The sequence below is a fragment of the Bacteroides sp. AF29-11 genome, assembly GCF_003602895.1.
In the GTDB taxonomy this organism is placed as follows: domain Bacteria; phylum Bacteroidota; class Bacteroidia; order Bacteroidales; family Bacteroidaceae; genus Bacteroides; species Bacteroides uniformis.
Genome location: NZ_QTLY01000008.1, coordinates 165,289 through 190,350, shown reverse-complemented (window position 1 = coordinate 190,350; position 25,062 = coordinate 165,289). Strand labels below are relative to the sequence as shown.

The following is a 25,062-nucleotide window of genomic DNA, read 5'->3' as shown; positions in this document are numbered from 1 at the left end:
CAGTTGAACACTTACCGGCTCGTGAGCCGATATTTTATTTCTTGCCTGCCATACCGTTCCGTGCCGGATTGTGCAAGGCTTTACGAAAAAATACCGCAAGCGAAGCGAGGATGATTTTTGCGGAAACCCGTAAGGGCTCGGCCTTGCTCAATCCAGATGGCACGGGACGAACTTTGCAGGCTGAAATAAAAAAGCGGTCTGTCGGATATTATTCCTTGTCGTCATCCTCCTGCGGAATCAGGTGCTGCAAATCAGGGTCATTTTTGATACGCTCCATTTCATCTTCTATTATCTGCATCACATCCGCTTTGATGCGCGAATAGTTCCGGTCTATCTGCTGCCGCATGATGTCGTTGCCGTCCGCATCCTTGAACTCGTTGATGACCGGGATTTTCTTGTAGGCTTTCGTTTCCGCCGCCACCTTTTCGCTATCAACAATAATCCGTGAATGGAAAATCTTCTGGTCTATCTCCTCCCCGAAGTTGTCCGCCACGCTGCCCACGAATGTGCCCTGCGAGAGGTTGGCTATCTTGGAAGCGGGAATCAGGGAATCCAGTTGCGTGTTGATGGAGGTGGATGTATCCTGTCGGTTGATGGATATGGACTGCCGCTGTTGGAGTATCTTTCCGAAACGCTCAGAAAGCTTCTTGGCGGTTTCACCGACCACCTGGCCGCTGAAGATGTTACCGACCGTATTTTGGATTACCTTCGCCTCCTTGTCACCGTAGTCACGGGCCAACTGCGAGAAGTCCTGAAAACCGAGACAGACCGCCACCTTGTTGCTTCGGGCGGTGGCAATAAGATTGTCGATGCCGCGAAAATAAATGGTCGGAAGCTCGTCTATGATAATGGAACTCTTCAGCTGTCCCTTCTTGTTCACCAACTTCACGATACGGGAATTGTATAGTCCCAATGCCGCAGAATAGATGTTCTGGCGGTCCGGATTATTGCCCACACAAAGTATTTTCGGGTGTTCGGGATTGTTCAAATCAAGCGTAAAATCATCGCCCGTCATAACCCAGTAAAGCTGCGGTGAAATCATCCTTGAAAGCGGGATTTTCGCCGAAGCTATCTGACCCTGTAACTGGTCTTGTGCGCCCCCTTGCCAGGCATCCATGAAGGGAGAAAGGTAGTTTTCCAGCGAAGGATACGAGGTCAGAATCGTGAAAATGTCAGCATACGGCTTGTTCAGAAATTCTATCGCGTGAGGGAATGTGCAGTACTTGCCATCTTTGTAAATCCGCAAATACCAGATGATGGCAGCAAGCAGGATAATCGGTGACTCCACGAAGAAATCACCCTGTTTCTGTATCCAGGTCTTGTTCAGATTGAGCATTATCGTGTAGGCACTTTCGTAGGCATCCGATATATCCACCATGAATTTGGGGTTGATGGGATTGCACCGGTGGCTGCGGCGTGGGTCATCGAAGTTGATTACATAGAACTCCGGTTTCACCTTGTAACGCTCCCTGTGTTTAAGCAGATGATTATACGCTATCTCCGACAAATCCGGAAATTTGTAATCATAAATGTACATCGCGAAAGATTTCTCGATTTGCTGTTTGATGTAGTTGTTTACCACCGCGTAACTCTTTCCAGAACCGGGTGTACCGAGCACGATGGAGGCACGGAACGGATTGACGATATTTATCCAGCCGTCCCATTCCTTGCCCTGATACACGAACTTCGTGGGCAGGTTGACGGAATACTCGTTTTCCATAAGCCGCGTCTCCTGCATGAAACTCTCGTTGGCGGTGTTGAACACGTCCTCCATCAGATTGTGTTTCAGCATACGGCTTATCCATACACCCGACATCAGGAGAAGGATATACCCTATGGTAAGCGTTACCGTATATATGGCGGCATCCGCTATCGGACTGAACGGCAGGTCAAGCATCCACCAGTTCATGAAGAACAATACCAACCCGGATAGGAAAGCTGCGTATATCCTGTTCCATGTCATTTCCTGATTTTTTACGCCCTTTGTTCCCAAGCAGGAAAGGGCAAGGAATATGACGGCAAATACTTTTGTTGTCAGCAGGTTGCCGAACAGTCCCGCCGTCCGCTGGAAATTGAGTAGTATCTTATCGACCACTCCGATATTGATACCCATATCCACGAATGACCGGTAGCAGAACCAATAGACGTGGATGACAATAAACACGATGGATATGGCACGCATGAACTCCATGACTTTTGCCAATCCTCTCAAATCATCTTCCTGTTGCATAATGAACTGATTTTAATGTTGTTGATAAATTAGTAATTATGATATTCCGCGAGAGCGGCGTTTCTTCTTCTTTTTGCGTTGCAGCCTTCGGGCAAGTGCCTCCTCCTGCGGGTCAGGACCGTTCGCTTCCATGTTGAATATCCCGAAAGCCTGTTCGATGCCGCTTTCCATATCGGAATAGAATCCGCTTTGCAGACCATGCTCCGGCATGGGAGCATCGGGATTCGGGATGTCGTCCGGGCTGTTGAAGAGCCGTTCAAAGGCATTCGCCGAGAACTCCTTGCCGAGCCGCGAGCCGTTACAGACCTCCCGGTTCTTGTTGTCGATGAAGGTCGCGCCATAGATGCGTCCCTCGTCGTTCTCGCGAAATACCACGTCTATTCCTTTTCCTCCGAGCAGACGGATGAACTCCTCCCTGTCGCCACGGCAACCGTGCATGGCAAGGGCCACATCGTTCCGTATCTTCGGCTGCCATTTCCTGGCTTTGTACTCGCGGGCGTTGTAACCGATACGTTTTTCCAAACCCTCGTAGCCGTAGCGTTTCCCGATAAGGGAGGACTTGATGGGAGTGCACAGCGGTTTGCCTGCATCATCCGTCATGGTATAGACAATGCCGTTATAGGGAGTACCCTCGAAATCGCCCCTGACCTGTTTCGCCTCGATATTGAAGCAGGAAAGCAATGCGCTGTACTCGCCGAAAGACTGAAAACGGTAGCTGCCGAATATACTTTTTACAATGTTGGAAACCTGTTCCTTCACATCCCCGTTGCGGTAGTCCGCTTTCTTGAGGTATGGCTCCAGCAGTTCTTTCCGCTTGTCCTCGATCTGTTTCAAGCCGAACTTCCGTTCCAGTTCCCGGCAGGCTTTCATCGAACGGTTCCACTCGTAGGCATCATCAATCTTTTCCCCTTTCTCGTTCACGCAGGTGGATACAATATGGATATGCCTGCGGTCTATGTCTTCATGTACATATACAATGTAGGGCTGGTCGCCATATCCCATTTTCTGCATATACTCTTTTGCCAGTTCTGCAAACTGTCCGTCTGTCAGACGGTCATCCAAAGAGGGGTTCAGCGAGATGTGCAGTATGGGCTTTTCTGTGTTTCTGTTGGCAAGCAGATAGTTCTCGAACGCCCACATCGTCTGTCGCATGACCTGCTCCGGATTGCCGGTGACATCGGCAATCATGCGGTTCCCGTAAATGATGCGGGCAGTGTTGTCGTCCACTTTCTGCTGGTTGTAGATGATAGCCCCGTAAAGGGAAACGCCCCTGTTGATTTTCGCTACCATGTCATTCCTCCTCACTTTTCCTTTTGGTAAGGTAGGTTTCTTCAAACTCACGGGTCAGCATGATGATCCGCTTGCTCAGTACGACCAAATCAATGGTCGCCTTTTCCAGATTCCGAAGCAGGGCGTATGCCCGTTTCTCCCCGAAATTGGTCTTGACTGCCTTTACCGTCTGGTTGTAGTTGTTGCCGATACTCTGGAACTGGTGGTAGAAATTGGTCAGACGTATGTAGTAGTCCATCGTCGCCTTGTCGATTTTCACGACCTTGATTTCACGACCGAAAATCATTGTCTTGATAAATTTTGAACGTTCTTTCAATCCGGATTTCTGGAATTGGATGTCGAAACGCCCGTTCTCTTCCGAGTTCAACCGCACTACATAACGGTGTACGGCAGGGTCATTTTTAGGTTTACGCCCCACGCTCTTTGTCGATTTTTTCTTTCTGTTTTCATCCATACGCATTGATATTTTCCTGTTTCTGATCTTCCGTCCCGGATTCACGACTTTGGAGTGAATCCCTCCCGAGCCGTCAGGCGAGCGGCAAGTTGTTTTGAGTGCCCGAATTCATTTCGGGTGCCTCAAAACACAACTTGCTATGTTCGCTTGAACATGAATTTTCCTTCGTCAAATTGTGTTTGATCTTTCATCCCCATTCTTCGTCTTCGGGAAATGCTCCTTTGCGGTATCCGTTCCGTTGTCGGTGCAAAGTTATGGCGGTTTATATTGCTGTGAAATAGTGCGTTATATGCAACGCGATGACATTTGATGACACAGGTCGTCACCACCTTTGAAACATGGTGGCGGTATGAAAAAATACCCTTTTATTTGCAGCGTGAACGGATGAAACCGAGCTTCCGATAATGGAATAATGGTCATATTGTCGGATGCTTCCGTTAGCGGTCGGAATAGTGGAAACAATGTCGGATATGACGGTTATCGAAATGTCATGACCAACAGACCGGCCATCGACGGAAAGTCGGATACGATAACGGATACACTATCGGTTGGAATGATGGATAAACCCGATAACGGATGCAGCATCCGGCGGTTGGTTGGAAAGAAGCGTTCACGGATTGACGGATGGATGAAACTGACAATTATTCAATAACCATTTAAAAAGAAAAATCATGAGCAAAGAACCTTTATTCGTTGCCGTCAGCAACCAGAAAGGAGGGGTCGGGAAATCTGCCCTTACAGTAGTCCTTGCCAGCTACTTCCATTTCGAGAAAAACTTGAACGTGGCAATCATTGATTGTGATTCACCCCAGCACAGCCTTGTGCGTATGAGGGAACGTGACAAGAAGGCCGCCGCAAACAGTGCCTATTACCAGCAACTGCTGCTACAACAATGGGAGCGCGTGCAAAAGAAAGCGTATCCCATTGTCGGTTCCACCGCGGAAAAAGCAAGGGAAGCCGCGGACAAACTTGCAGCGAGCGGGGATTATGACCTGATTTTCGTGGATCTGCCCGGAACGGTGGAATCCACAGGGGTATTCCGCACCATCGTCAACATGGATTATGTCCTGACACCTACCACGCCGGATCTTATCATCATGCAGAGTACGCTCGCTTTTTCCACTACGGTACTCGATTATGTTCGGAATATGAAGGATGTGCCGCTCAAGGATATCCTATTCTTTTGGAACAGATTGAAAAAACGTTCCAACGTGGAAATTTTCAAGTCATACTCGGAAGTCATGAAGGAACTGCACCTGACCGTTCTTGACAGCACGCTTCCCGACCTGTGCCGTTACGAGAAAGAAATCACCCATTCCAAACGCGCCTTTTTCCGCTGTACCCTGCTGCCGCCTCCTGCCAGGCAGCTGGAAGGAAGCGGTATCGCGGAACTGGCGGAAGAACTTATCGTCAAACTTAAACTGGTACAGTCATGACAAAGAAAAAAGTTGAAGTGAACGAGGACGTCCTCAAGAATATCATTGTCGGGGACATACCCGTCTTCGGAAGAGAGAAGCCCAAAGAAGAAAGTACGGAACAGCCGGGAACGGAAGTGCCTCTCGCTACAGAACCTGCCGAAGCCCCTTCAGAGAAAACGGTTGCTGCAAAGCCCCGGAAAAAGAAAGAGGAAACGGGTAGCTATAGGGAAAGGTATCTGGTCAATATTCCGGCATCCAACCGTTCCCATGTCTATATAAACCGTGAGGTAGCCGAATGTATCAAGCGTTTCCTTCCGGTTATTGCCCCGAACATGAGTATATCCGGGTATATAAGCAATATCCTCGTGGAGCATATCCGACAGCATTGGGAGGAGATCAATGAATTGTACAACAACGAATATTACAAACCATTAAAACCGTTTTAGTCATGACACAGATTATTTTTCAAGTAGTATCCATAGGTTGCTGCATTTACACAGCCTACGGATTGGGATTGTTCATTTACAAGAAACTGCGTAAGAACAACAAGACAGCGAAAGCCGTTCAGGTCACCTCGTATGAAACTTCAGGCAACATGAAAACTGCAAGAGAACCGGCACGAAGTGCTTCGTCCGTCACTGAAGAGTATTCCGATATTTTTCCAAGCGAATATCCGGAAAAGGCATCGTATCAGGTTACATATCTGATAAATTATCCGCTCAGTAACCGAATACAGGTTTATATAAACAGGGACAGCTATGCCTATATCAAACGGTTTTTGTCTGTTGTCGCTCCGGATACATCCATGTCAGGTTTTATAAGCAGGATTATAGATGAGCATCTGAAAAAGCATGAGAAAGAAATGTCTGCATTATATACCGAGTGTATCACTAAACCTTTATAATTATGGAAGCGACACTTTATTTCCTTGTAAAGATCGCCTGCGCGATTTTTATATTGTGGCATTTGTGGTTATTCATTTTCGGTCAAAAAATGTACGAGGTATGGGACAGGCTTTATCATCATATGCGTATTGTCCGTATCAGGTTATGGAAATATCGTAAAAAGCGTATGGCCGAAAAAATACGGAGTGCCAGCCGTAAGACGAGGCACGGCAAAAAACAGTCCCGGAAACCGTTGTCAGATACAGTTGGACCAGGAACTAAAATGGAATCATCCTCTCCTGCCAAAGACGATGATGTAATCGGCAAAACAAAGATTGTCTATCTGGAAGATCCGGAAGTGGCAAGGAAAACTCCCACACGTTCCGAACCCATGAAAAAAGAACCCATAGAAGAAGATGAGGAAATCAATCCGGATGACGTGGCTCAGGAGGACAAGGGGCTGACCGAAAAGGAAAGGGAAGAATTGATGGCACCGGTGGACGCCGAACCTGACCCGGATTTTGACACGGCCATGACCTTTGAAGATATAAACAATGTGGCTGAGGTGCTGATGTCAGAAAATCCTGATGAACAAAAAGCCATCCGTGCTGCCAGTACCATACATTATAAAATGCAGGACACGGTTATACTCTCTTTTCTTACAGACAAATTGAGCAACCAGGAAAAAGTAAATCAATTGCTCAGTGAATGTTTGGATGATACAGGCAAACCGTTGGCAAAACGAAAGTCCACATCCAAGAAAAAGGAGGCTTTCGATATAGGTAAATTCGTTTAATTGTTTCTTTTTGTAGTCATATTTTCAGGGGCATGTCGATGTGATATCGGCGTGCCTTTTTTGATTGTATATCGCTTTGTGAAATCAGTCTTCCGAACCGTAAATATACCCTTCAAAATCCCCTCCCGGTGTAACGTGATGACATACGGTGTCATAGGTCGTAAGGTTTGTAAATCAATGAATTAAACACTATATATTCGCTGTCGAAATGATTTTTTGTCTCACTAATTAAATGTTTCGACACATGAAAAAAAGATTCTTTTTGGCAGCCATGACGCTGCTGGTTTCAATGGGGGCTTTCGCCCAGGGTAACGGTATCGGTGGCATTACCGAAGCAACCAATATGGTCACTTCGTATTTTGATCCCGGCACCAAGTTGATTTACGCAATCGGTGCCGTGGTCGGCCTTATCGGTGGCGTGAAGGTGTATTCAAAGTTCTCGTCCGGCGACCCGGACACCTCCAAGACCGCCGCGAGCTGGTTCGGGGCGTGTATCTTCCTTATCGTGGCGGCAACTATCTTACGCTCATTCTTCCTGTAATATGGTGAAGTATCCGATTAACAAGGGAATCGGCCGCAGCCCAGAGTTCAAGGGGCTCAAGAGCCAGTACCTGTTCATCTTCGCCGGAGGGCTGCTCGCCCTGTTCGTGGTGTTCGTCATCATGTACATGGCAGGCATTGACCAGTGGATATGCATCGGTTTCGGGGTCATTTCCGCATCGGTGCTGGTCTGGGCGACCTTTCGCATGAACACGAAGTACGGCGAATGGGGTCTGATGAAGCTCCAGGCGTTGCGCAGACATCCCCGCTACATCATCAACCGGAGAAAGTTCCTTCGGTTGTTCTCTTCAACCATCAAAAACAGAAAAGCATGAGAAATGTAATGAAAACAGCTACGCTGGAAAGCAAGTTCCCGTTGCTGGCCGTGGAGAATGGCTGCATCATCAGCAAGGACGCGGACATCACCGTAGCCTACAAGGTGGAACTGCCCGAACTTTTCACGCTGACCAGTGCCGAGTACGAGGCGATGCACTCCACCTGGGCGAAAGCGGTCAAGGTACTGCCGAACTACAGCATCGTGCACAAGCAGGACTTCTTCGTGGAGGAGAGCTACAAGCCGGACATCTGCAAGGACGGCATCAGTTTCCTCAGCCGCAGTTTCGAGCGGCACTTCAACGAGCGTCCGTACTTGCAGCACACCTGCTACCTGTTTCTGACCAAGACCACAAAGGAGCGCAGCCGCACGACGAGCAGCTTCAACGCCCTGACACGAGGGTTCATCATCCCCAAGGAAATGCAGGACAGGGAGACCGTCACCCGTTTCATGGAATGCTGCGGCCAGTTCGAGCGTATCGTGAACGACAGCGGCCTGCTCCGCATCACGCGCCTTACGGACGGGGAGATAACCGGAATGGAGAGTTCGGCGGGCATCATCGAGAAATACTTCTCGCTCTCGCAGGAGGACACCGCCTGCTTGCAGGACCTCTCGCTCGGGGCCGGAGAAATGAAGGTGGGCGACAACTACCTCTGCCTGCACACCCTTTCCGATCCGGAAGACCTGCCGTCAGGCGTGGCCACGGACTGCCGTTATGAACGGCTCTCCACCGACCGGAGCGACTGCCGCCTGTCATTTGCCGCACCGATAGGCATCCTGCTCACCTGCAACCACGTGGTGAACCAGTACCTGTTCATCGACGATTCGGCGGAGAACCTGCGGAAGTTCGAGCAGACCGCGAGGAACATGCACTCGCTTTCCCGTTACAGCCGTTCCAACCAGATTAACCGCGAATGGATCGAAGAATACCTGAACGAGGCGCACAGCAAGGGGTTGACCTCCATCCGTGCGCATTGCAATGTCATGGCGTGGAGCGATGACCGGGAAAAACTCAAGCGCATCAAGAACGACGTGGGCAGCCAGCTGGCATTGATGGAAGCGAAGCCGCGCCACAACACGGTGGACGTGCCGACCCTGTTCTGGGCGGCGATACCCGGCAACGCCGGTGATTTTCCGTCCGAGGAGAGTTTCTACACCTTTATCGAACAGGCCCTGTGCCTGCTCATCGGGGAAACCTCCTACAAGGACTCGCTCTCCCCGTTCGGCATCCGCATGGTGGACCGTCTGACCGGAAAACCCGTCCATCTGGACATTTCCGACCTTCCGATGAAGAACGGCACGATTACGAACCGTAACAAGTTCATACTCGGGCCTTCAGGCAGCGGAAAATCCTTCTTCACCAACCACATGGTACGCCAGTATTACGAACAGGGTACACACGTGCTATTGGTGGATACGGGAAACTCCTATCAAGGGCTGTGCAACCTTATCCACGCGCGGACGCATGGGGAGGACGGCATCTATTTTACCTACAAGGAGGAAGACCCGATAGCCTTCAATCCCTTTTATGTGGAAGACGGTGTTTTCGACATTGAGAAGAAGGAGTCCATCAAAACCCTTATCCTTACCCTGTGGAAACGTGACGATGAACCGCCGACACGTGCCGAGGAAGTGGCACTCTCCAATGCCGTCAATCTCTTTTTAGAGAAGATACGGCAGGAAAAGCAGTCCAATCCCACTTTCAACACCTTCTACGAGTTCATCCGGGACGAGTACCGGGACATCCTGAAACAGAAGCGCACCCGTGAGAAAGATTTCGACGTGTTCAATTTCCTGAACGTGCTGGAACCCTATTACCGTGGCGGCGAATATGACTACCTGCTCAACTCCGACAAGGAACTTGATTTGCTGCATAAACGCTTCATTGTCTTTGAGTTGGATAATATCAAGGACAACAAGGTCTTGTTCCCGATTGTGACCATTATCATCATGGAAACCTTCATCAACAAGATGAGGAAGCTGAAGGGTGTCCGCAAGATGATATTGTTGGAAGAAGCCTGGAAAGCCATCAGCAAGGAAGGCATGGCGGAATATCTGAAGTATCTGTTCAAAACCGTCAGGAAGTTCTTCGGCGAGGCGGTGGTCGTCACTCAGGAAGTGGAGGACATCATTTCCTCTTCCATAGTCAAAGGCACCATCATCAACAACAGCGACTGCAAGATTCTCCTTGACCAAAGGAAATACGTCAACAAGTTCGATGAGATACAGGCACTGCTCGGTCTGACGGACAAGGAACGGGCGCAGATACTCTCCATCAACATGGCGAACAACCCTTCCCGGAAATACAAGGAAGTCTGGATCGGCCTGGGCGGAACGCAGTCGGCGGTCTATGCCACAGAAGTGTCGCTTGAGGAATATGTATGCTACACCACAGAAGAGACCGAGAAACTTGAGCTTATGCGGCTTACGGAAAAACTGGGTGGCAATATCGAACTTGCCATAAAACAACTTGCCGAGAGCAAGCGGGAAAAGTGAAATCATTTATCAACCATTAAACATTAGAAATCATGTACAGTAATTTGGAATCTGACGAAAGGAAACGCGACGAGGTCGTGTCATGCCTCTACTGGTCCCTGATGCAGAACTGGAACATTCCGCGGTCGATACAGGACTGTTACGGGTTTACGGAGGACTACAGGCTGTTCCATCGGCTTGAGGAGATGAGTCCCGATGAATACCGGCAGAAAAGGCTGACGGGAGAAGTACCGGACAGTCTGGAGGTCGATGCCCGGCTGACCCACCGGGCGGAAGCACTTTTCGAGAGGCTTTGTCCCCGTCCTCCGGCCGATTACCTTGACAAACTAAACGGGGAACTGGAAAGATTGGGATGGATTGCTGCTTCACCGGATACCGTCCACGACATTATCCATATCAGTCCCTCTTTTCTTGTCAAGTACGGCATAGACAAAAACGCTTCCGCTGCGGAACGCTCGTGTCAGGCGGAAAAGGCATACCGGGAACTGGATGTCCGTTTTGTCAGGATGACCGGTCGCAGACCGTATGCCGATGAGTTCTTTTCATCGCTTAGACGTGAAACGGAAAAGGCTGCAAAGGAGAACCGTCCAAAGCAGGTTCATCGGACCATCCTGCGTAACCCGCCGTCCAAGGGACGGAAAATGTCATTCTGAAATCCAACATTCTATTCACAATTAAAAACAGAAACATCATGAAAAAGAAAATTATCATGCTGTGTATGGGCTGTTTCTTTGTCAGCCTCACGGCGAAAGCGCAATGGGTGGTGACCGACCCGACCAATCTTGCCCAAGGTATCATCAATGCCGCGAAAAACATCGTGCAGACATCCACGACGGCGACCAATATGATCAACAATTTTCAGGAAACCGTAAAGATTTACAAACAGGGAAAGGAGTTCTATGACGGGCTCCGCAAGGTCAAGAACCTCGTCCGTGACGCGCGTAAGGTGCAGCAGACCATCCTTATGGTCGGTGACATCACGGACATTTACGTGAACAGCTTCGAGCGTATGCTCAGCGACCCTTACTTCACGCCGGAGGAACTGAGTGCAATCGCTTTGGGTTACACCAAACTGCTGGAAGAGAGTGCGCATTTGCTGAACGACCTGAAGACGGTGGTCAACGAGAACGGCCTGTCGATGAACGACAAGGAACGGATGGATATAATCGACCGCTGCTACAACGACATGCTGCAATACCGCAGTCTCGTGCAGTATTACACCAACAAGAACATCGGCGTTTCCTACCTGCGTGCCAAGAAACGGAACGACCTTGACCGCGTGATGGCCCTTTACGGTTCTCCTAACGAACGTTACTGGTAATCCTAAATCCGAATGCTTATGGTATTGTTGGCAGCAAATTTTGACAACCTGCACCAGATCCTGCAAAACCTGTACACGGATATGATGCCGCTCTGTTCGCAGATGACGGGCGTGGCCAAAGGTCTTGCCGGATTGGGAGCTTTGTTTTATGTAGCATATCGTGTATGGCAGTCCCTGGCAAGAGCCGAGCCGGTCGATGTGTTCCCGCTCCTCCGTCCTTTCGCACTGGGGCTCTGCATCATGTTCTTTCCGACCCTTGTGCTGGGTACGCTGAACAGTGTCATGTCACCCATAGTAAAGGGTACGCACACGATTCTGGAAACCCAGACCTTCGATATGAACGAGTACAGGGCACAGAAGGACAGGCTGGAGCTGGAGGCGATGAAACGCAATCCCGAGACGGCCTACTTAGTGGATAAGGAAGCCTTTGACAACAAGTTGGATGAACTGGGTGTATTGGACGCAATAGAAGCCTGCGGGATGTACGTGGACCGCGCGATGTACAACATGAAGAAGGCGGTACAGAACTTTTTCCGTGAACTGCTGGAACTCATGTTCAACGCCGCCGCCCTTGTCGTCGATACGCTCAGGACATTCTTCCTTGTCGTCCTTTCGATACTCGGGCCGATTTCCTTTGCCATCTCCTGCTGGGACGGCTTCCAGGCTTCCCTCAGCCAGTGGTTCGTCCGCTATATCAGCATCTACCTGTGGCTTCCGGTCAGCGACCTGTTCAGCAGCGTGCTGGCAAGAATACAGGTGCTGATGCTCAAGCAGGACATAGAATTACTTGCTGATCCCAATTTCATCCCCGACGGCTCGAACGGTGTGTATATCACCTTCCTGATTATCGGCATCATCGGGTACTTCACCATCCCGACAGTGGCCAACTGGATCATCCAGGCAGGCGGCGGTGCGGGCAATTACGGCAAGAACGTGAGCCAGACGGCATCCAGGACCGGGTCGATCGTGGCGGGTACGGCCGGTGCGGCGGTGGGCAATATCGCCGGAAGGCTTATCAAGTAATCACATTAAAACGACATTGAAATGGAATTCAAATCATTGAAAAACATCGAGACCAGTTTCAGGCAGCTGCGTCTGTTCGGTATCGTCTATCTCTGCGCCTGCACTCTGCTCGTGGGATTCTCCGTGTGGAAGGCTTATGGCTTTGCCGAGGCGCAACGGCAGAAAATCTATGTGCTGGACGAGGGGAAATCGCTTATGCTCGCCCTCTCGCAAGACTTGGAGCAGAACCGCCCAGTGGAGGCGAGGGAGCATGTCAGGCGTTTCCACGAGCTGTTCTTCACGCTTTCGCCTGACAAGAGTGCCATCGAGGGCAACATCCAACGCGCCATGTTCCTGAGCGACCGTTCCGCATACGCCCATTACCGGGACTTGGCGGAGCAGGGCTATTACAACCGTGTCATCTCCGGCAACATGAACCAGCGTATCGGAATCGACAGCGTGAAATGCGACTTCAACACCTATCCCTACGAAGTCGTGACGTACGCACGCCTTTCCATCATCCGCGAGAAAAGCGTGACGGAGCGCAGCCTCGTCACGCGGGGCAGGCTGCTCAATTCCACGCGCAGCGACAACAACCCGCACGGCTTCATCCTCGAAGCCTTCCGCGTGGTGGAGAACAGGGATATAAGAGTGTATGACCGTTAAAATTCAGAATGTATGAAAAAGATTTTTGTAAAAATCCGGGACTTGGCCGAAGGAAAACTGTGCGGCTTGTGCGCTGGGCTGAGTCCGGAAAAGAGAGTGATAACCATCGTGGTGCTGGCAGTCCTGTTCGCCGTCGGGAATTTCTATATGATTTTCCGTGCCATTTATGACATCGGACGGGAGGATGCAAAACAGGAGATTATCAAGATAGAGCCTTTGAACATTCCGGGCTTTGTTCCGGCAGACACGCTTTCAGACAGGAAAATCCGCGAGATGGAAGAGTTTTTTAACCAATTCAACAAATAAGACAATGAGTAATGACGCAAACAAATTGAAAAAACGGCGGGAAATCAGGAAGTACCTGGTCTTTGCCGGGATGTTCCTGCTGTTCATTGGCTGCATGTGGTGGATTTTCGCCCCGTCGGAAAAGGACAGGCTGGAAAAGGAGAAGAATGCCGGATTCAACACCGAACTGCCCGACCCGAGAGGGGCGGGTATCGAGGCGGACAAGATTACGGCTTATGAGCAGGCGGACATGAGACGCAGGCAGGAAGAGAAGATGCGCACATTGGAGGAATTCTCGGCTATGGCTGACGGGGGCAGACAGGAGGTGACCACGGAACCTGTCATTGAACTTTCACCGGATACGGACTATCCAAGCAGCGGCACATCCAACCGTAACGGCGGAAGTTACCGGAGAAGCGGCTCTTTCTCATCGTCCACGGCAGCCTACAACGACATCAACGCCACGCTCGGCAGTTTCTACGAGACCCCGAAAGAAGACCCCGAGAAGGAGGCGTTGAAAGCCGAAGTCGAGCAACTGAGGCAGGCTGCCGCTATGCAGCAGCCCGCGCAGATGACCTACGAGGAGCAGGTGGCTCTGTTGGAGAAATCATACGAACTGGCTGCCAGATATACGCCGGGAAAGGATGGCGCGAGGACGGAGAGCCGGGAAGAAACGGAACCTGTTTCCAACAGCAGGAAACCGAAAGCCGTTCCCGTGGGGCAGGTATCCACGCCGGTGGTATCGTCACTTCATCAGCCAATCAGTGACTCCGTGTTGTTTGCAAGGCTGGAGCAATCCGGAAACATGGGCTTCCATACCGCTGTGGGAAACTCCGGAGAGAAGTATAGCCGGAATACCATCCGCGCCTGTGTGCATGGCGACCAGACCGTCACCAGCGGGCAGGGCGTGAGGCTGAGACTTTTAGAACCTATGCGTATCGGCAGGTACACGCTCCCGCGTAATTCCATAGTTACCGGTGAAGGGCGTATACAGGGGGAACGGCTCGGCATCGAAATCATCCAGGTAGAGCATGGCGGAGTCATTATCCCGGTGGAACTCACCGTGTATGACAACGACGGACAGGACGGAATTTTCATTCCGGGTTCCATGGAGGCGAATGCGGTCAGGGAGGTGGCCGCCAACCTGGGACAGAACCTCGGCACGAGCATCTCCATCACCAACCAGTCGGCAAAGGACCAGCTGCTGTCCGAACTCGGAAGGGGTGCCATACAGGGAGTGTCGCAATACATATCACGGAAAATGCGTGAGGAGAAGGTGCATCTCAAATCCGGCTATACCCTGATGCTTTACCAGAAAGAGAATCAATAACAACCCATTAAAATTCAAGAAGTATGAAAAAGATTTTTGTAATGCTTGCCCTTGCATTGGGCGTAACAAGTGCTTTCGCACAGAATGAGTCCGATACCGTATCGGCAGAAAAAAACAATGTGACACTGGCCAAGGATGTCTATCCGCAGCAGGAAAACGGCGACCTCTATCATGGCCTGACCCGGAAACTCACCTTTGACAGGATGGTACCTCCGTATGGGTTGGAAGTGACCTACGACAAGACGACCCACATCATCTTCCCGTCGGCTGTACGTTATGTGGATCTCGGTTCCCCGAATCTCGTGGCAGGCAAGGCTGACGGCGCGGAGAATGTCATCCGTGTGAAGGCGGTGGTGAAGAACTTTCGTGACGAGACGAATATGTCGGTCATCACTGAAAGCGGCAGCTTTTACACTTTCAATGTCAAGTACGCCGATGAGCCGCTGCTTTTGAATGTGGAGATGAAGGACTTTATCCATGACGGCAACAAGGTGAACCGCCCGAACAACGCGCTTGACATCTATTTAGAGGAGCTGGGCTGTGAATCGCCCAAATTAGTGCAGCTTATCAACAAAAGCATCCACAAGGAAAACAGACGCCATGTCAAGCACATCGGCAGCAAGGCTTTCGGCATCCAGTACCTCTTGCGCGGAATTTACACCCACAACGGGCTGCTTTATTTCCATACGCAGATCAGGAACTCTTCCAATGTGCCTTTCGAGGTGGATTTCGTGACGTTCAAGATTGTGGATAAGAAAGTGATGAAGCGTACAGCCATCCAGGAGCAGGTCATCTTTCCTCTCCGTGCCTATAACTACGCCACTGTGGTTGCCGACAACAAGGAAGAACGTACCGTATTCACTCTTGACAAGTTCACCATTCCGGCCGACAAGGTGCTGGTGGTGGAACTGAACGAGAAAAGCGGCGGTCGCCACCAGTCGTTCATCGTGGAGAACGAGGACATCGTGAGAGCCAGGGTAATCAATGAACTTAAAGTGAAGTGACCATGCGTAAAGTCGTTTGTATCATAGTAACGGTCGTGTCGCTTGCCCTGTTCTCAGGGCGGGCGCACGCCCAGCGCTGCCTCCCCGGCATGACGGGAGTGGAACTTCGCGGAGGTTTTGCCAACGGTTCAAAGAGTCCGTTGAATTATTATACCGGATTTGCGGTGTCGGGATATACCAAGAGAGCCAACCGTTGGGTGGTCGGTGCGGAATACCTGCAAAAGAATTACGGATACCGTAATGTGTCCCTTCCCCGTACGCAGTTCACGGCCGAAGGCGGATATTACCTGAAGTTCCTGTCCGATCCTTCCAAGACATTGTTCCTTTCTATCGGTGGCTCGGCAATGGTCGGTTATGAAACTGTGAACTGGGGTGACAGGATATTGTATGACGGTTCCAGACTGCTTGTCAAGGATGCCTTTGTCTATGGAGGCTCAGTAACGCTGGAACTGGAGACCTATGTCACTGACCGTATCGTGCTGTTGGCAAGTGTCCGTGAGCGTGCCCTGTGGGGCAGTTCGCTCGGGGTGTTCACGACCCAGTTCGGGATAGGACTGAAATTCATCATCAACTAAAAATCACCGCTTATGAATATAGAAGACATAAGGGCTGTTCCCATTACCGATTTCCTCGCGAGATTGGGATACGGGCCGAAAAGACAGCGCGGGGATGAATGCTGGTATCTCGCCCCTTACCGTGAGGAGCGGACAGCCTCGTTCCAGGTGAACAGCCGCAAAAATATATGGCACGACTTCGGGACCGGACATGGCGGTGATATTTTCACCCTTGCCGGGGAATTCATCGGCAGTAACGGTTTCAAGGAGCAGGCGGATTTCATCACAAGGATTTATGGCGGGCTGGCTCCGGAAAGGAAGACGGTCTTTCGTCCGAAAGAGAACGGCAAGGATAATCCAGAGGAAAGGGAATGTATGACGGATATCCGTTTCGGACCGCTTTACAATAAGGTTCTGCTCCGCTATCTGGAGGGACGGGGCATTTGCAGCGATGTGGCATTACCGAACTGCAAGGAGGTCAGGTATTCCTTGCACGGGAAACAGTATTTCGCCATCGGGTTCCGGAACCGAAGCGGCGGATATGAACTGCGCAACCGTTTCTTCAAGGGAAGCCTGTCCCCGAAGGACTTTTCGCTGACAAACAACGGATCAGATATCTGCAACCTCTTTGAAGGGTTTATCGACTACCTCTCGTGGATGGTGTTGGGATTGGGGTGCGGTGATGACTGCCTCGTGCTGAACTCGGTGGCGTTGCTGGAACGCTCGTTTCCTGTCCTTGACAGGTATGAGACGATAAACTGCTATCTGGACCGGGACGAAGCCGGACGGCGAACGCTGGAAGCACTCCGAAAACGCTACGGCAACAGGATAGAGGACCGTTCTGCCTTGTACAAGGGGTTCAAGGATTTGAACGAGTACCTGCAAAACAGGTTGCCGCAGGATTAAGACAATGAAGTATAACAAATTAAAAATCAGATCGGATATGAATACATTGAACCAAAAAAGAGGACTGACGGGACTGTTGTCCGTCCTGTTCCTGAGCCTTACGGCTTTTCTGTTTACCGCCTGCAATGACGATATGGACGTGCAACAGGCTTATCCCTTCACGGTGGAAACGATGCCTGTCCCCACGCGCATAGTGAAGGGCGAGACCGTGGAGATACGCTGTGAACTCAAGCGGGAAGGGCGTTTCTCCGATGCACGTTACACCATACGCTATTTCCAGCCGGACGGCAAGGGCACGCTCCGCATGGATGACGGGATGGTGCTGCTGCCGAATGACCGCTATCCGCTCGACAGGGAGGTGTTCCGGCTGTACTACACTTCCGCATGCGAGGACCAGCAGTCAATTGACATCTATTTTGAGGACAACAGCGAACCGGTACAACTGTTCCTGCTCAGCTTTGATTTCAACAACGAGAGGAAGGATGAGACTGAAGAGGATACGGAAGGGACGGTGGTCGGTCCCGGAAGACCTTGGATCAGGGATTCGCTTGTCATTGTAGGACCGCCTGTGTCGAAATCTGAAAAGGATTCCGTATGCGAATGATTGTAGCGGCTTTATGCCTGATTATGACTTATAGCGGTATGGTGGCACAACCACGGGGAGGCGGTTCTTCGCCTCCCACCGCCTTACAGATTCCGGCTTCACTCTTCGAAAAGGCAATCGCCTGTATCAAGGAACATGAAGGATGGCATGGAAATCATTTGCCTTATGTAGGATATGGCCATAAGCTGTTGCCGGGCGAGACATTCACGCCGGACATGAGCGAGGCGCAGGCGGATTCTTTGTTGAGGGCGGATCTGATAAGGCGATGCCATACTTTCCGATATTTCAAAAAAGATGCATTGCTGCTTGCTGTCTTGTCTTACAATGTGGGAGAATACAGGCTTTTAGGTTCTAAAAAGATACCAAAGAGTACCCTTATTCGAAAACTGGAAGCTGGCGACCGCGATATCTATCAGGAATATATCAGTTATTGCTGGTTTAATGGTAAACGTCATGCAGGCCTGCTGAAACGCCGAAAAGCAGAATTTGCTCTATTCTTTATCCCATAACTTTCTAATAATATCCTTTGAATATCCAATTTTGGATTCTTCAAAGGATATTTATTACTTAAAATGAGTAACTTTGTACTCAAAAAGAGACAATGAACAAGGTGTATAAATATAGAGCCAATATTGCTTTATCAGATAATGGAAAGAAAAGAGATATATCTCAGTTACATAATAATCTTTTCTATGCTGCAACTTTTCGGGAATTAAATGATCCTTTTGAAGGTTCTGTAGAATTACCAAAATCTGATATTCATGAAAAGTGGGTGACTCCGTTGATTCAAGATACGTATAATGTGGGAATATACTCTCTTTCTAAGCCTAAAGATGATGAGAAATTTCCTTGTAATGAACTGCTATGGGCTCATTATGCCAACTCACATCAAGGTTTTTGCATTGAGTATGATTTAGATCTTCTTATGGAAAATACATCCCCAAAATTTGACATTAGAAATAAAATTAATGTAGTATATGATAGGGAAAGACCTACTGTGGTAGAAACAGATAACTTATTTCAAGTACAGCAAAAAGTATTTGGCACAAAGTCAACACCTTGGGAATATGAGAATGAGGTCAGACTTGTTTTCGATAAGAATGGAGTAAAACCTATTGCGAAAAATGCCGTAACAGCAATATACTTAGGTTTAAATATTAGTTTCGAGAATCGTCAAGAGATAATTAAAACTTTTCATTCTTGTGGAATTGACATTTATCAAATAGAACGAATAGACAATCTCTATAGATTAAAGGCAACAAAACTAAAGTTTGATTTTGATTCATTTGAAATCGTTAATGTCAACAAGCGATTGTTAGTAGATAATTATATGATTTTATATGGTTCTGAAAATAAAGACAAACATTCTCTTAAAGACTTTGTTTTACGTTTTAGAAAAACATTGAAACGGCCGTCAAATATTACAATTATAGATGATATACGAGCGAAAGAGATTTTATTAAATTATAAACCTCGAAATGAAATGTCTCAATATGAAAAAGATATACAAGCTAATCATTGGATTGGATACTCTTCTTTTGATGCCCCAGAATTAGTAATGACATATCCCGATAAATAATAAACTATCGGATATGGTATTTGTTGACATATTCTATTTTTAAGTCAGGATATTTTCATTATATATTGTAAATGTTTGCAAGTATCTCCTTTTCAGTCTTGCTAAAGGAAATATTGTTTGCACGTTGGTATTCAATGTATTCCTTCTATTTCCGTTCTGTAATGGTTATCTGCGCTTTGGCTGCGGACAACTTAGACAGGGCGGAATCAAATCCGGTGCTCAAGCCGGTTCGTTTGTCATAATAGGAAAAGTAAGGATGGATGTCCTCCTTGGGATGCAGGCATTGTAACCGCGACACACGCCAGCGGACAATCCAACTGCGACGTTCATACAATTCACGTAGAAGGTCATATGTGTGCAGCACAATACGGTCGCGTGCCTGAGTGCGGTACTCGATGGAAATATACACCCATTTTTCGATTTTAAGTTCTCGTTCCGCTTTCGCGTGTTCCCTGGCATACTCTATCCAGTCATCCATCCTTTTCTGTGCCATAATCAGTTTTGTTTAATTGCAGATTGTCTTGCCTGCCACATCTTGTGTGCAACGATGACTTCCTGCCGTTCCTGCTCCAGCAACGCTTCCGTTTCGGGAGTATAGCCGAGAAAACGGATATAACCGCCGTTATACCCTGTAAGCTTGCATTGGATGCCGGCTTTCTCCAATTTGTCCATCCGTTTCTGCGCCAGTTTCGCACTTGAATAATCCTTCGGCCAAAAGTAATGCTCGCCATGTGAGCCGTAATGGTCTTCACCGAGTATCATTTCACCGGAATGCCTCCTGTGTTCGATAAAGTCAAAACGGGCTTTGCCCAATGCCTGTCTGATAGCCTTGTGCGCAGCCCCTTCCGGATGCTTGAACTCTTCAGGTCTGTCCTTCTCCTTGCAGGCAAGTTTTGGCAACTCCACTTTATACGGTTGTTTGTAGCTGCCTATTCCGAGAGTCAGGTAAAAATTGGTGTGGAAATAGTCCGTCATCGGGTCGCTGTCATCGAAGTTGTACGACATCACGAAATCGCAGACATTCAGCATCACCTCTTTCGCACGATCAGTCAAGGACTTGTCGGATGAGATATTGTAATGGTTGATATCATCATGAACCTTCCCGGATTCTTTGGTAAAAGCCTCGAAATCCGCTTTCATCAGCCGGATGTAGATGGAATGGTAGTTCTCACGTTTGACCGAGAATTTGTATCTCGGATAGGTCTCCTTGAGCCATGACCGTACCAGTTCCACGATTTCAGGGGCGTGCTGCCCCTTGTAATTGCGGCCTTTCCAACGGTATTCGTTATACACGTACTCGGTGTATTCCTTTGCCGTGGCTCCCGAATAGTCGTGTTCATACCCGGTCGAAGTCGCGGAAACATCCGGTCTGTCCTTCCAGACCTCAAAAAGCCTTTCAAACTCGGTGTTCACCTGTTGCATGATTGCAGTATCACCACCCTTGTCGGGATGGTGCTGCAATGCCAGACGGCGGTACTCCTTTTTCAAGTCCGCCAAAGAGTGTATGTTCTGAAAATAAGTCATAGCTGTAAGTTTTTATGCCCCTGCGAGGCGGTTGATAAAATATTCCCTGTAGTCAAAGTCAAGACCGAGGTTGCTACACGCCATATCAATATCATCTTCCCTTAGATCGTCCAGTTCCTGCAACTCACGCAGGTCCCGGATTTCGGAGTCCAGATACTCCTGTGCTTCTGCCTGGCCACAGTTGCATGAACTGCAAATCAGATTAATGATGTTTGTCTGCATAATATTTGATTTTCAATGTTTATACTTTTGTTCCTGAAGCGTTGGCCGTCATAAATGGAGACGGCACGCTCCACCAATAACTTGCGATTGTTTTCCGACAGGGCGGCATAGAATCGTTCCGCCGCACCGAAGATAGAATCGTTGGCAAGAGAGTTCCATTTTTCCCAGAAATGTTTGCTCATTCCGCCGAATACGATTTCGCATTCCTCCTTGCTCCAGGCATTCCACATATAGTAAAAGAAACTGGAGACCGCGTTTTCTGCTGGATAGTTCATGATTTTTCCGTTTGTGGTTCAACATCCTTTGTTTCTTCCAACTGGTGCCATACGGCATCATACATCTCGTGAAGCCAGTCTATGTTCTTTGCGCCGAGTTCAAACGGGCTGTAACACTCCACCTCATCTCCGCTTTCCTTCTCTTCGGCAATGACGGTCAGGCTGTTGTCTGTGACCCGGAGTCCTGTCTCCTTGCACTCGTATGGATCTCCGTTCTTGTTGAACCATACCACCCAGACCGGATCATAATCCTCCTCTTCGGGAAACCGTATCGCGTTCATGGCATGGTCATGGAGCAACTGCCGTATCGCCCCGATGATGTCCTCCCGCAACTTCTCGATCCTGTCTTCAAACACCAGCTTGGGGGATTTCCCGCCTTTCTGCCTTACGGAGAGGATCTGCAAGTCCGGATGGCAGTCGAAGTCCCAGTCCGTCACCTCATCGTCATCGCGTGTCGTGTGGATGTTGCCGCCCAATACCAGCCCGCAGTCTTCCGATACCATTCTTTCCGCTTCTTCGCGGTCCTCCGCCGCCACTGTGTAGGTACCCTCGAAGATGTACCTTACTTGTACATTGTACTTTGTCATAATCTTCTATTGTTTGATTGTTAACGATTTGATTCTTGTCAGGATACAATGCGTACCGCATCCCCGAAAAAGGAATTATCCACCCCATATACATGTTGGACTGAATAGTCATACTTGGATTTTTCGTCATCCAGTCGGAAACGGAAGCCGTTACAGCCCTTGACTTCCAACTTCAGGCGTATATCCTGTTTAAGTTCCATTTCAAGCAGGCTTCCGCCGCCGAATGTAGAACTGAACAGCCCGCAACAGTTGCCCTTCGGGATGATAACTTCACTCAGCGAGAACTCTGCATTGTACAGTTCGTTCAAGTTCACACGTCCGATATAGACCAGCAGGTTCGCGCCGCAACAGGAATTTATCAACTCCTCGTAGAACTGCTCGTATGAAACCTGCTCCTTGCCGTTCCGGCTTCTGCGGTTCGGGAAACGTCCGTATGTCTTGTAGCCGTGTTCCGTCAGGAGTCTCTTCACTCTCGCCGGATTGAGGTTCAGGCAGTCTACCATGTCCCCGAAGTAGGATTCCTCGTACCTGTAACCGCCCTGTGATTCAAACCAGTTGGAGTTGATGCAGTCGTAGTTGGAGAGCATCTCCACTCGGATGGGAATGTTGTCCGTGTGCCTTATCAGGTCCTTTATCACATCCGAGTCGTTGCGGCTGTAAACCTCGTCCCGGATTTCATCCTCGTGCTCATCGAAGAAGGTATCCACATCCTCTTCACCGAAATCATTGAAAACTGTACATTCCTCTTTCAATTTGGCGATTATCTCACGGACAGCCTCCCATTCGGCATCGCTGTACCACTCGTCCGCCTTTTCCCACAAATGTTCGGGGCTTTTGCTGTCAAGACATTTTTGAACCAGCCACCGATGGTTGTCAAGATTGTCATCATAATCCGTCCAAATCAGTGTATAGGACGGTTCCATCAGGGATTTGATGAAATCCAATGTCAATGTTTTCTGTTCATCCATTTCTGTTACCTGTGTACGGCAGGGTTTGTTTTCCCGTACATACCGTTATAAATGACAGAAGCGACCTTCCGGCCGCCTCCGTGTTCGTTTCATTACCCATACAGTTCCTTTACTATCCCGTCATACTTGTCCTTTTCCATTTCCGTATTCCGGTTGAAGTGGAAATGCGCCGTGTACCGGTATCCAATCCTCGGCTCTCCTCCGCACTGCTGTATCGCCAAGTCTATGTCCCAGTCAATATCACCTATGCCAAGTGATATGCTTGCGCCATATAGCAGGCACCGGGCAAGTTTCAACGCGGAATCTTTCTTGTCTTCCTTGCGGAGCCTGTCGAAAGCCATCATCGCAATCTGGCGGTTTGAAATCTTCATTATTTCCATATGCTTTCACTTTTAGAGTCAGACAATTCCGGCCAGTTGCTTGAATCGCGCAACTATTTCATCGCGTTTGCTTCGGGCAAGTTCTTTATATTTCCGACGGATGGCACAATTCTCCTCATAGGATTTGTTAAGTTCATGTTTGTATGAATCCATAACCAGTTCGGGATATTCGCAGAAAAGGGTCTTGAACGCTTTTTCCCATTTGCGTCCTTGCCATGCACCTTCTGCCACCAATGTTATGAATCCGAACATTTGTTCGTCCGTCCTGACATCCAAAGCATAGTAATAATCGGTTCTTGGCCACACGTTGTTGGAATGCTGCCAAGTTTCTATCTGCTTGGTTTTAGCATTGTATGCCATTCTTGTTATTATCTGGTGACTCATATTGATATGTTTTAGTTCATTATCGTATTATCCCTTTCCCTGTCACGGCTTGCCAGCGTTCCGAAATGGATGCTGAATATGCGCTGTTTGAAACAGAGCGGCGAGTTGTACTCCATCCGTTGCCACAACGTGAAATGGTTGTCCGAGTAGGACCACCGGAAATGTCCTGACAGGGAACCGAAAGCGGGATTGGCATTCAGTCCGACGAGCATCCTGTTCACGTCCATGATGTTGTTCGCTGTCAGGATGATGTTCAGGATTTCCACGAAGGCCATCTGTACGAATCGGTCTGTCGGCAGGACCGGCCCGAGAAAATTGATATTCATAAGCGTGTTTTTTTTAGTCGTAATTGTCATCGAATATCTCGAAGCGGGGAATGCCCGGCTCGAAATAGTTGCCCGATATGCCCGGGTAGTACAGCAAACTATCATCCCCGCTGTCCGGGCAAGGTTCGTCATTTATATAGGTCGCGTTCCCGAAAAGTTCGATATAATGCGCCACCAGCAGGTGAGGGTCTTCCGTGCCGATGTCGTGCCCGTAACGGTCACACCAGTCGAAGAAGCAATCCTTGTCGGGTTCCTCCAGTTGTTCCATCGCTTCCCTTATTTCAAAAAAGTTGGGACACAGCCATTCCCTGTTGATGAGCGAGTCCGGAATGTCCTCCCATCTCGTGTACCTGTATTCCGGGGTTTCCTCTTCCGGAAACAGCTCGGAGCAGGTACACAGGAATTCCCCCATGTCGCCGAAGTCGGCCATTTGCAGCAGGCTGTCTTTTTCCTGCCTCGTGTCTATGAGATGCTGCGTGGTCACTGCCACTTCTGCCTGATTCAAGTCCATGATATTTTTCATTACGGTTTATGATGCGGAACCGGGGATTTCATTCCACAGGCGTATAAAGGTCCGCGCCCCGGCAGTGCAGGGTTTTTCGGGGAAATACCGGAGCCTCCGGCGAGGATGATTTGCCCGAAAACCGCCTGCGGCCTGACCTTGCTCTGCCGGAAAAGGGTGCGGGCTACCTTTGCCTGTGGA

General features: G+C 49.2%; 33 protein-coding genes. 20 read left to right on the top strand and 13 right to left on the bottom strand.

Annotated features, from left to right (window positions below; genetic code table 11):
- Positions 1-208: 208 nt before the first annotated feature.
- Genes mobC through mobA form a run of 3 tightly spaced genes read right to left on the bottom strand, consistent with a single transcriptional unit; the run spans position 209 to position 3,980 of the window.
- A complete protein-coding gene (mobC, locus tag DWZ03_RS14845) occupies positions 209-2,230 on the bottom strand; it encodes a conjugal transfer protein MobC (protein ID WP_120130339.1) in 2,022 nt (673 codons plus the stop codon).
- A 36-nt stretch (positions 2,231-2,266) separates the two neighbouring features.
- Complete coding sequence (gene mobB, locus DWZ03_RS14840; protein ID WP_120130338.1) at positions 2,267-3,520, bottom strand: conjugal transfer protein MobB; 1,254 nt, start codon at positions 3,518-3,520, stop codon at positions 2,267-2,269.
- Between the two features lies 1 nt (position 3,521).
- Positions 3,522-3,980: a conjugal transfer protein MobA gene (mobA, locus tag DWZ03_RS14835; protein ID WP_117865833.1), complete on the bottom strand. Its 459-nt coding sequence runs from the start codon at positions 3,978-3,980 to the stop codon at positions 3,522-3,524.
- Between the two features lie 406 nt (positions 3,981-4,386).
- Between mobA and DWZ03_RS19895 the strand changes: the two genes are divergently transcribed.
- The 20 genes from DWZ03_RS19895 (at position 4,387) to DWZ03_RS14740 (ending at position 19,693) form a co-directional block, all read left to right on the top strand.
- Positions 4,387-4,626 carry a hypothetical protein gene (locus tag DWZ03_RS19895; protein WP_130089231.1) on the top strand — a complete coding sequence of 80 codons (240 nt, stop codon included), beginning with the start codon at positions 4,387-4,389 and terminating at the stop codon, positions 4,624-4,626.
- Positions 4,627-4,645: 19 nt separating this feature from the next.
- Positions 4,646-5,410 (top strand): ParA family protein, encoded by a 765-nt coding sequence (locus tag DWZ03_RS14830; RefSeq protein WP_120130337.1) that lies wholly within the window; start codon positions 4,646-4,648, stop codon positions 5,408-5,410.
- A complete protein-coding gene (locus tag DWZ03_RS14825) occupies positions 5,407-5,838 on the top strand; it encodes a DUF3408 domain-containing protein (protein WP_120130336.1) in 432 nt (143 codons plus the stop codon). Before DWZ03_RS14830 ends, DWZ03_RS14825 begins: the two co-directional genes overlap by 4 nt.
- Positions 5,839-5,840: 2 nt before the next feature.
- Positions 5,841-6,296, top strand: coding sequence for a DUF3408 domain-containing protein (locus DWZ03_RS14820; protein WP_120130335.1), 456 nt, complete (start codon positions 5,841-5,843; stop codon positions 6,294-6,296).
- A 2-nt stretch (positions 6,297-6,298) separates the two neighbouring features.
- Positions 6,299-7,072, top strand: coding sequence for a DUF4122 family protein (locus DWZ03_RS14815; RefSeq protein ID WP_120130334.1), 774 nt, complete (start codon positions 6,299-6,301; stop codon positions 7,070-7,072).
- A gap of 244 nt (positions 7,073-7,316) precedes the next feature.
- Complete coding sequence (locus tag DWZ03_RS14810; RefSeq protein WP_117865829.1) at positions 7,317-7,613, top strand: DUF4134 domain-containing protein; 297 nt, start codon at positions 7,317-7,319, stop codon at positions 7,611-7,613.
- Between the two features lies 1 nt (position 7,614).
- Positions 7,615-7,947, top strand: a complete 333-nt coding sequence (locus tag DWZ03_RS14805) for a DUF4133 domain-containing protein (protein ID WP_120130333.1) — start codon at positions 7,615-7,617, stop codon at positions 7,945-7,947.
- Positions 7,944-10,442 (top strand): TraG family conjugative transposon ATPase, encoded by a 2,499-nt coding sequence (locus DWZ03_RS14800; protein ID WP_120130332.1) that lies wholly within the window; start codon positions 7,944-7,946, stop codon positions 10,440-10,442. Before DWZ03_RS14805 ends, DWZ03_RS14800 begins: the two co-directional genes overlap by 4 nt.
- A 32-nt stretch (positions 10,443-10,474) precedes the next feature.
- Positions 10,475-11,095, top strand: coding sequence for a hypothetical protein (locus DWZ03_RS14795; RefSeq protein WP_025834059.1), 621 nt, complete (start codon positions 10,475-10,477; stop codon positions 11,093-11,095).
- Positions 11,096-11,133: 38 nt separating this feature from the next.
- Positions 11,134-11,763 carry a DUF4141 domain-containing protein gene (locus DWZ03_RS14790; RefSeq protein ID WP_025834061.1) on the top strand — a complete coding sequence of 210 codons (630 nt, stop codon included), beginning with the start codon at positions 11,134-11,136 and terminating at the stop codon, positions 11,761-11,763.
- Positions 11,764-11,781: 18 nt separating this feature from the next.
- Positions 11,782-12,786, top strand: coding sequence for a conjugative transposon protein TraJ (gene traJ, locus DWZ03_RS14785; RefSeq protein ID WP_025834064.1), 1,005 nt, complete (start codon positions 11,782-11,784; stop codon positions 12,784-12,786).
- A gap of 21 nt (positions 12,787-12,807) precedes the next feature.
- The gene (gene traK / locus DWZ03_RS14780) at positions 12,808-13,431 is read left to right on the top strand and encodes a conjugative transposon protein TraK (protein WP_120130331.1); all 624 of its coding nucleotides are present in this window, start codon (positions 12,808-12,810) and stop codon (positions 13,429-13,431) included.
- Between the two features lie 12 nt (positions 13,432-13,443).
- Positions 13,444-13,737: a TraL conjugative transposon family protein gene (locus tag DWZ03_RS14775; RefSeq protein ID WP_120130330.1), complete on the top strand. Its 294-nt coding sequence runs from the start codon at positions 13,444-13,446 to the stop codon at positions 13,735-13,737.
- 4 nt (positions 13,738-13,741) lie between these two features.
- A complete protein-coding gene (gene traM / locus DWZ03_RS14770) occupies positions 13,742-15,046 on the top strand; it encodes a conjugative transposon protein TraM (RefSeq protein ID WP_120130329.1) in 1,305 nt (434 codons plus the stop codon).
- 23 nt (positions 15,047-15,069) lie between these two features.
- Positions 15,070-16,050, top strand: a complete 981-nt coding sequence (gene traN, locus DWZ03_RS14765) for a conjugative transposon protein TraN (RefSeq protein WP_120130328.1) — start codon at positions 15,070-15,072, stop codon at positions 16,048-16,050.
- Positions 16,051-16,052: 2 nt separating this feature from the next.
- Positions 16,053-16,625 (top strand): conjugal transfer protein TraO, encoded by a 573-nt coding sequence (locus tag DWZ03_RS14760; RefSeq protein ID WP_120130327.1) that lies wholly within the window; start codon positions 16,053-16,055, stop codon positions 16,623-16,625.
- Positions 16,626-16,637: 12 nt separating this feature from the next.
- Positions 16,638-17,510 carry a toprim domain-containing protein gene (locus DWZ03_RS14755; protein ID WP_120130326.1) on the top strand — a complete coding sequence of 291 codons (873 nt, stop codon included), beginning with the start codon at positions 16,638-16,640 and terminating at the stop codon, positions 17,508-17,510.
- Between the two features lie 37 nt (positions 17,511-17,547).
- Positions 17,548-18,114: a DUF3872 domain-containing protein gene (locus DWZ03_RS14750; RefSeq protein WP_120130377.1), complete on the top strand. Its 567-nt coding sequence runs from the start codon at positions 17,548-17,550 to the stop codon at positions 18,112-18,114.
- Positions 18,105-18,623, top strand: a complete 519-nt coding sequence (locus DWZ03_RS14745; protein ID WP_120130325.1) for a glycoside hydrolase family protein — start codon at positions 18,105-18,107, stop codon at positions 18,621-18,623. The genes DWZ03_RS14750 and DWZ03_RS14745 overlap by 10 nt, the downstream gene beginning before the upstream one ends.
- Before the next feature lie 92 nt (positions 18,624-18,715).
- The gene (locus tag DWZ03_RS14740) at positions 18,716-19,693 is read left to right on the top strand and encodes a DUF2971 domain-containing protein (protein WP_120130324.1); all 978 of its coding nucleotides are present in this window, start codon (positions 18,716-18,718) and stop codon (positions 19,691-19,693) included.
- 145 nt (positions 19,694-19,838) lie between these two features.
- Here DWZ03_RS14740 and DWZ03_RS14735 read toward each other — a convergent pair whose 3' ends face one another.
- From DWZ03_RS14735 to DWZ03_RS14690, 10 genes are all read right to left on the bottom strand, one after another.
- Positions 19,839-20,186 (bottom strand): hypothetical protein, encoded by a 348-nt coding sequence (locus DWZ03_RS14735; RefSeq protein WP_195349047.1) that lies wholly within the window; start codon positions 20,184-20,186, stop codon positions 19,839-19,841.
- Positions 20,187-20,188: 2 nt separating this feature from the next.
- Entirely contained in the window at positions 20,189-21,217 is a 1,029-nt protein-coding gene (locus DWZ03_RS14730) for an LPD29 domain-containing protein (protein ID WP_120130323.1), read from the bottom strand.
- A gap of 12 nt (positions 21,218-21,229) precedes the next feature.
- Positions 21,230-21,439 (bottom strand): hypothetical protein, encoded by a 210-nt coding sequence (locus tag DWZ03_RS14725; protein ID WP_120130322.1) that lies wholly within the window; start codon positions 21,437-21,439, stop codon positions 21,230-21,232.
- Positions 21,415-21,714 (bottom strand): hypothetical protein, encoded by a 300-nt coding sequence (locus tag DWZ03_RS14720; protein WP_120130321.1) that lies wholly within the window; start codon positions 21,712-21,714, stop codon positions 21,415-21,417. Before DWZ03_RS14720 ends, DWZ03_RS14725 begins: the two co-directional genes overlap by 25 nt.
- Positions 21,711-22,301 (bottom strand): hypothetical protein, encoded by a 591-nt coding sequence (locus DWZ03_RS14715; RefSeq protein WP_120130320.1) that lies wholly within the window; start codon positions 22,299-22,301, stop codon positions 21,711-21,713. Before DWZ03_RS14715 ends, DWZ03_RS14720 begins: the two co-directional genes overlap by 4 nt.
- A gap of 38 nt (positions 22,302-22,339) precedes the next feature.
- Complete coding sequence (locus DWZ03_RS14710; protein WP_120130319.1) at positions 22,340-23,269, bottom strand: hypothetical protein; 930 nt, start codon at positions 23,267-23,269, stop codon at positions 22,340-22,342.
- Positions 23,270-23,361: 92 nt separating this feature from the next.
- A complete protein-coding gene (locus DWZ03_RS14705) occupies positions 23,362-23,649 on the bottom strand; it encodes a hypothetical protein (RefSeq protein ID WP_120130318.1) in 288 nt (95 codons plus the stop codon).
- A gap of 18 nt (positions 23,650-23,667) precedes the next feature.
- Positions 23,668-24,033: a hypothetical protein gene (locus DWZ03_RS14700; RefSeq protein ID WP_120130317.1), complete on the bottom strand. Its 366-nt coding sequence runs from the start codon at positions 24,031-24,033 to the stop codon at positions 23,668-23,670.
- An 11-nt stretch (positions 24,034-24,044) separates the two neighbouring features.
- Positions 24,045-24,359 carry a hypothetical protein gene (locus DWZ03_RS14695; RefSeq protein ID WP_120130316.1) on the bottom strand — a complete coding sequence of 105 codons (315 nt, stop codon included), beginning with the start codon at positions 24,357-24,359 and terminating at the stop codon, positions 24,045-24,047.
- A gap of 13 nt (positions 24,360-24,372) precedes the next feature.
- A complete protein-coding gene (locus DWZ03_RS14690; RefSeq protein ID WP_025834085.1) occupies positions 24,373-24,870 on the bottom strand; it encodes a hypothetical protein in 498 nt (165 codons plus the stop codon).
- Positions 24,871-25,062 lie beyond the last annotated feature (192 nt).